Below are 6,000 nucleotides of genomic sequence, written 5' to 3' on the forward strand. Positions count from 1 at the left end.
GCTGGTCACATGGCGGATGCGAACCGGCGCGAGGCTTCCTAGATTCGGCATCGCGCACCCCGTCCCCGGTGCGCCGAGTCACGGGAGGCTGCGTGTACTACGGTGTCTTGTCGCACACGGTCGGGCCCCTGCTCCGCCTGCTCCTGCGCCCGAGGGTCGAGGGCAGGGAGAACATCCCGGCGGAGGGGCCGTTCATCCTGGCGAGCAACCACCTGTCGATGGCCGACAGCTTCGTCCTGTCGCCCGTCATCCCCCGCCGGCTGTGGTGGCTGGCGCGGGCCGAGTACTTCGAGCTGCCGGGCCCGGCCGGACGGGCGATCCGGTGGGCCATGTTCGCGCTGGGGAACGTCCCGATCAGGCGGGGGCCCACGCGTGCGGCCGTCCGCGCCCTGGAGCAGATGGTCGGCTACCTCGACGCGGGCGGCGGCGTCGCGATCTACCCGGAGGGGAGCCGCTCCCCGGACGGACGCCTCTACCTCGGCCGCCGGGGCGTCGCGTGGCTGGCCCTCAAGTCGGGTGCCAAGGTCGTCCCCGTCGCGCTCGGCAGGACGGACCAGATCATCCCGCTCGGGACGTGGCGTCCCCGGCTGAACGTCCGCCCGACGGTCCGCTTCGGCGAGCCGATGGACTTCTCCCGCTACCGGGACCTGCCGCCGGGCCGGGCCCGCCGCGTCATCACCGACGAGGTCATGGACGCCATCTGGAAGCTGTCCGACCTGGAATGGGCAGGCACCCTGAACCCCCGGGCGGACGACGAGTAACGAAGGTCGCCGCCGGGCTCAGGTCAGGACGTGCTCGCTGAGGAGCTGCTCGAACTCCCTCTCGAAGTGCTCGTACTGGGCGCGCAGGCCCGGGCCCGGCCAGCCGGGAGGGAGCAGCTCCGCGGGGAGGAGCGGGTCGTTCATCAGGTGGCGGAGGACGGCGGCGGCGAGCGTGAAGCGCTCGGCGATCGCGGTCGCCTCCGTCAGGGCCGTGCTGAGGGCGCGGACTTTGGTCGTCCAGGCGTCCAGGCTCCAGAGGTCGGCGGCCAGGGCGGCGGGCTCCTCCTCCGGACGCCCGCGCAGGAACGTGCATTGCCGCACGACGATGTCCGGACGGGGACGGGTCAGGTTGGCCGGGCGCAGCCAGGTGCCCTCGCGGAGCTCGGCGAGCCGGAGCGCGGACATGGCCTGCCGGAGCGCGGCCCGGTCGGCGGCCGGACGGCGCTCGGCGGTGATGACGGCGATCTCCCACGTGCCGTCCCAGGGGAGGGTCGGGGGCAGGCGGCTCTCGTCCTGGCGGGCCTGGCGTTCGAGGAGGCGCTCGGTCAGCGCGTACGTGCCGCCGGACTGGACGAGATCGCCCGAGTTCACCATGCGGGAGAGCGCGACCCGGATCGTTCCCTCGGCGATCCCGAACAGGTCGCCGACGCGGACCAGATAGCGGGCGGGGAGCCGGGGCGGGTGGACGCCCAGAAGCGTGCTCAGGACGACGGAACGGGCGGTGAGGGGGCGGATCTCCAGACTGTCCATGGCTGGTCGAGACTTTATCGGGGTCGGTGGGGACGCTCCCCAGATTACAGCCTTCCATCACGTGCAGCGAGGACGTAATGTCGAGGTCATGGCGTCCTATCTGACCGAGCCGTTCGACCGGCTCCCGTTCGGCGGCCCGGACAAGTCGCGCCGGTACGCGACCGAGCGCTACCACGGCGCGGTCGGCCTCAACTGGTACGACTGCGACCCCACGCTGCGGTTCCTCATGCGCCGGCATCTCGGGGACGGGTTCGGCTGGGCCGAGCCCCGGCTGCGCGAGATGGGCGCGCTGATGGGCGGCCCTCTCGCCGAGCTGGCCGAGGAGACCGACCGGAACCCGCCCCGGCTGGAGAAGTACGACCGGTGGGGACGCGACATCAGCCGGGTCGTCATGCCGCCGTCGTTCGAGGCAGCGCGCAGGGACATCGTCGCGACGTCCTTCACCCGTCCCGGCTTCGTCGCGGAGGCTTCGGCGAACGGCGTCGACCCGGCCCCGCTGGGCGTGGCCTGGAGCTACCTCCTCGACCAGGCCGACATCGGCATGGCATGCGCGCTCGGCACCGGCGGCGACATGGTCGTCGCGCTGACCGAGCTGTTCGCGCCCGAGGACGTGAAGGCGCGCGTGCGGGAGCTGTTCGCGGCGGGGGAGATGTCCGGCGAGGCCGCGCAGATGCTCACCGAGCGGTCGGGCGGCTCCGACCTCGGCGCACTGGAGTCCACGGCGTCCCGTGAGGGCAGTGCCTGGCGGCTCAACGGGCTCAAGTGGTTCGCGTCCAACGCCAACGGCTCGGCGTTCGTCGTGCTGGCCAAGCCCGAGGGGGCCGTCGACGGGGTGCGGGGGATCGCGCCGTTCCTCGTCCTGACGGAGCGGCGGGACGGGTCGCGCAACGGCGTCCGGATCCGGCGGCTCAAGGACAAGCTCGGCACCCGGTCCGTGGCGTCGGCCGAGATCGAGTTCACGGACGCGGAGGCGTTCCTGCTGGCCCCGTCCTCCAGCGCGGGCGAAGGCGGCGACGGCAAGGGCCTGGCCCGGATGATGGAGCTGACCAACGGCGCCCGTCTCGGCATCTCGATGATGGGCCTCGGCTGCGCCCGCCGGGCCCTGGTCGAGTCGCTCTGCTACGCGAGGACGCGGGAGGCGTTCGGCGCGCCGCTCGCCGAGCAGCCGCTGATGCGGCGGAAGCTCGCGGAACTGATCGTGGAGACCGAGGCCGTCCAGGCGCTCGTGTTCGACGGGTACCTGGGCCGTCCGAGGCTGCGCATCGGCGCCCCGCTGATCAAGCTGCGGGCGGCGCGGCTCGGCGTCACCGCGGCGAGCGACGCCATCGAGATCCACGGCGGGAACGGCTACATCGAGCAGTGGCCGGTGGCGCGGATCCTCCGGGACGCGCAGGTCAACCCCATCTGGGAGGGCGGCGACAACATCCTCTGCCTGGACGTCCGGCGCGCCATCGAACGCCAGGACGCCCACGAACCGTTCCTAGACCGCCTCACCGAAGCCGTCCGCCAAGCTCCACCCGGGGATGACGCCACAGCCGACCTCGTCAACGAGCGCATAGACCACCTCCGCCAGGCCATAAACAAGTGGCGCGGGCTCGACAGGACAGTGGCCGAGGCGCGGCTCTACCCGCTGGCCCAGTACATGGCGGACGTCTACGCGGCGGCGCTGCTCCTCGAACAGGCCGGATGGGAACGCGCCGACTCGGGTACGGACCCTGTTCCCCGAGGGGGGACGACCCCCCACGCCCCCCGCGGCGCCTCCGGCGCCGATCGCAAGGCGCTCGTCGCGCGGCTCTACGCTCGTTCCCGTCTCGCCGACGCCGGTCCGCTGCGCGCCATCGACGGACCGGCCGAGGACCTGGAACGCTTCAAGGACCTCGCCGACGGCGCCCTCATCGACACTCGCGACTGATCGGCAGACGGGGAGGCTCCGTTGGCGGTGCGGATAGAACGGGACGGCCCGGTCACCACGGTCGTCATGTCCCGTCCAGAGACCCGGAACGCCGTGGACGGGACGACGGCACGCGAACTCGCCGCCGCGTTCCGCGCGTTCGACGCGGACGAAGCCGCGAGCGTCGCCGTCCTGTGGGGCGAGGGCGGGACGTTCTGCTCCGGCGCCGACCTCACCTCGATCGGCACCGAGACCAGCCCGCGCGTCGACCCGCCGCCGGCGGACGGGCCGCTCGGCTGCACCCGTCTGCGGCTGTCCAAGCCGGTGATCGCGGCCGTCGCCGGGCATGCGGTCGCCGGCGGGCTGGAGCTGGCGCTCTGGTGCGATCTGCGCGTGGTGGAGGAGGACGCGACGTTCGGCGTCTACTGCCGCCGCTGGGGCGTCCCCCTGGTCGACGGCGGGACGTTCCGCCTCCCCAGGCTGATCGGCACGAGCCGCGCGATGGACCTGATCCTCACGGGCCGTCCGGTGAGCGCGGCGGAGGCGTTCGGCATCGGCCTCGCGAACCGGCTCGTCCCGCCGGGAGAGTCGCGGCGCGCCGCCGAGGAGCTGGCTGCCGAGCTGGCCGCGTTCCCGCAGACCTGCCTGCGCAACGACCGCCTGTCAGTGCTGGACACCGAGGGCCTGCCCGAGGACGAGGCGATCGCCGTCGAGCACCGGCACGGCACCGGATCGCTGGACGAGGCGCTGAAGGGCGCGGCCGGATTCGCCGCGCGCCACCGCGACCCGGGCGAGTAAGTTGATCATTACGTACGGCCGGAGACATGCTCGAACCGAGGAGGAGCCGGCGCATGACGCTGACCGTGGACGAGGCCGGACGCGCGATCGCCGACCCGAAGACCTACGCCGACGACCGCCGCCTGCACGAGGCGCTCGCGCTCCTGCGCCGCGAATCCCCGGTGCATCGCGTGGAGGCGCCCGGCTACAACCCGTTCTGGGCCGTCACCAAGCACGAGGACATCATGGAGGTCGAACGCAACCATGACCGGTTCCTCAACGCGCCCCGCCCCCTGCTCGCCACCGCGCGCTTCGACGAGCTGAACCGCAGCCGCGCGCAGGACGGCATCGCCCTGCGCACCCTCATCCACATGGACGACCCCGACCACCGCGTCTTCCGCGCGATCGGCGCCGACTGGTTCCGGCCCCGGGCGATGCGGGGGCTGGAGCCGCGCGTCCGGGAACTCGCCCGCCGCTACGTCGACCGGATGGCCGAGGCGGGCGGCGAATGCGACTTCGCGCGGGAGGTCGCCGCGCACTTCCCGCTGTACGTGATCCTGTCGCTCCTTGGCCTGCCCGAAAGCGACTTCGACCGGATGCTGAAACTCACCCAAGAACTGTTCGGCGGGGACGACGACGAATACCGGCGCGGCGCGTCCGAGGAGGAGAAACTCGAAGTCCTGCTCGAATTCTTCGCCTACTTCCAGGAGCTGACGAAAGAGCGCCGCAAGAACCCGACCGGCGACCTCGCGTCCGCGATCGCCAACGCGCGCGTCTTCGGCGAGCCGCTCAACGACTTCGACACCGCGTCCTACTACGTCATCGTCGCGACGGCCGGGCACGACACCACCAGCGCCACGATCACCGGCGGCCTGCACGCGCTGATCGAGCACCCCGACCAGCTCACCCGGCTCCGCGAGCACCCCGAGCTGATGCCGCTCGCCGTGGACGAGATGATCCGCTGGGTCACGCCCGTCAAGGAGTTCATGCGCACGGCCGTCCACGACACCGAACTGCGCGGCGTCCGGATCCACGCGGGCGACTCGCTGCTGCTCTCCTACCCGTCCGCCAACCGGGACGAAGACGTCTTCGACGAGCCGTTCCGCTTCGACGTAGGCCGCGACCCGAACAAGCACCTGGCATTCGGATTCGGCGTCCACTACTGCCTAGGCGCAGCACTGGCCCGCATCGAGCTCCGCGCCTTCTTCGAGGAACTCCTGCCCCGCCTGGAATCCATAGAACTGGCAGGCGAACCGGTAGGCATCGCGACAACATTCGTCGGCGGCCTAAAACGCCTCCCGGTCCGCTACACCCTCTCCTAACGGACGCGGTGCAGCAGCTCCTCACCACGACCAAGCCGCCGACAGTTCTCCACAGCAACCGCGAAGTACCGATCCCAGGTCTCCCGCGTCAACCAGGCGACATGCGGCATGACGACGACATTCTCCAGCTCCAGCAGCGGATTGCCCGCCTTGACGGGCTCACTCTCGAACACGTCCAGCCCAGCGCCCCCCAGCCGCCCTGACCGCAACGCCGCCACCAATGCACCCTCGTCAATCACCGCACCACGCGCCGTGTTCACCACGATCGCGCCGTCCGGCAACAGCGCGAGCCGTTCAGCGTCCAACAAATGATGGGTGTCGTCCGTAAGCGGCACGTGCACCGAAACGATGTCGCTAGACCGGAGCAGCTCGTCCAACTCCCGCCAGGCCGGATCCCCGGCCCTCGGTCGCCGCGACGTGTACAGCACCCGCGCCCCGACCGCCTCCAACATCCCCCGCAGCAGCGTCGCGATCTCACCCCCGCCGAGCAGCCCCACCG

Annotated in this window: 6 protein-coding genes; 4 read left to right on the forward strand and 2 right to left on the reverse strand. The window is 71.5% G+C overall.

From position 1 onward, the window contains the following. Positions 1–92: 92 nt before the first annotated feature. Positions 93–761, forward strand: coding sequence for a lysophospholipid acyltransferase family protein (locus tag E1287_RS30260; protein ID WP_131968677.1), 669 nt, complete (start codon positions 93–95; stop codon positions 759–761). 18 nt (positions 762–779) lie between these two features. Here E1287_RS30260 and E1287_RS30265 read toward each other — a convergent pair whose 3' ends face one another. Continuing rightward, positions 780–1,511 (reverse strand): PaaX family transcriptional regulator C-terminal domain-containing protein, encoded by a 732-nt coding sequence (locus E1287_RS30265; protein WP_131968678.1) that lies wholly within the window; start codon positions 1,509–1,511, stop codon positions 780–782. An 88-nt stretch (positions 1,512–1,599) separates the two neighbouring features. Here E1287_RS30265 and E1287_RS30270 point away from each other — a divergent pair, with 88 nt between their 5' ends. Genes E1287_RS30270 through E1287_RS30280 form a run of 3 tightly spaced genes read left to right on the forward strand, consistent with a single transcriptional unit; the run spans position 1,600 to position 5,501 of the window. Next, positions 1,600–3,423: an acyl-CoA dehydrogenase family protein gene (locus E1287_RS30270; protein WP_131968679.1), complete on the forward strand. Its 1,824-nt coding sequence runs from the start codon at positions 1,600–1,602 to the stop codon at positions 3,421–3,423. Between the two features lie 27 nt (positions 3,424–3,450). Then, positions 3,451–4,200 carry a crotonase/enoyl-CoA hydratase family protein gene (locus E1287_RS30275; RefSeq protein ID WP_243719538.1) on the forward strand — a complete coding sequence of 250 codons (750 nt, stop codon included), beginning with the start codon at positions 3,451–3,453 and terminating at the stop codon, positions 4,198–4,200. Between the two features lie 53 nt (positions 4,201–4,253). Next, a complete protein-coding gene (locus E1287_RS30280) occupies positions 4,254–5,501 on the forward strand; it encodes a cytochrome P450 (protein ID WP_131968680.1) in 1,248 nt (415 codons plus the stop codon). Here the strand turns inward: E1287_RS30280 and E1287_RS30285 are convergent. Beyond that, a partial coding sequence (locus E1287_RS30285) for an NAD(P)-dependent oxidoreductase (protein ID WP_279507419.1) occupies positions 5,498–6,000 on the reverse strand: 503 nt, incomplete at its 5' end. The two genes, E1287_RS30280 and E1287_RS30285, sit on opposite strands and share 4 nt — an antisense overlap.

This window comes from Actinomadura sp. KC06, assembly GCF_004348735.1.
Taxonomy (GTDB): domain Bacteria; phylum Actinomycetota; class Actinomycetes; order Streptosporangiales; family Streptosporangiaceae; genus Spirillospora.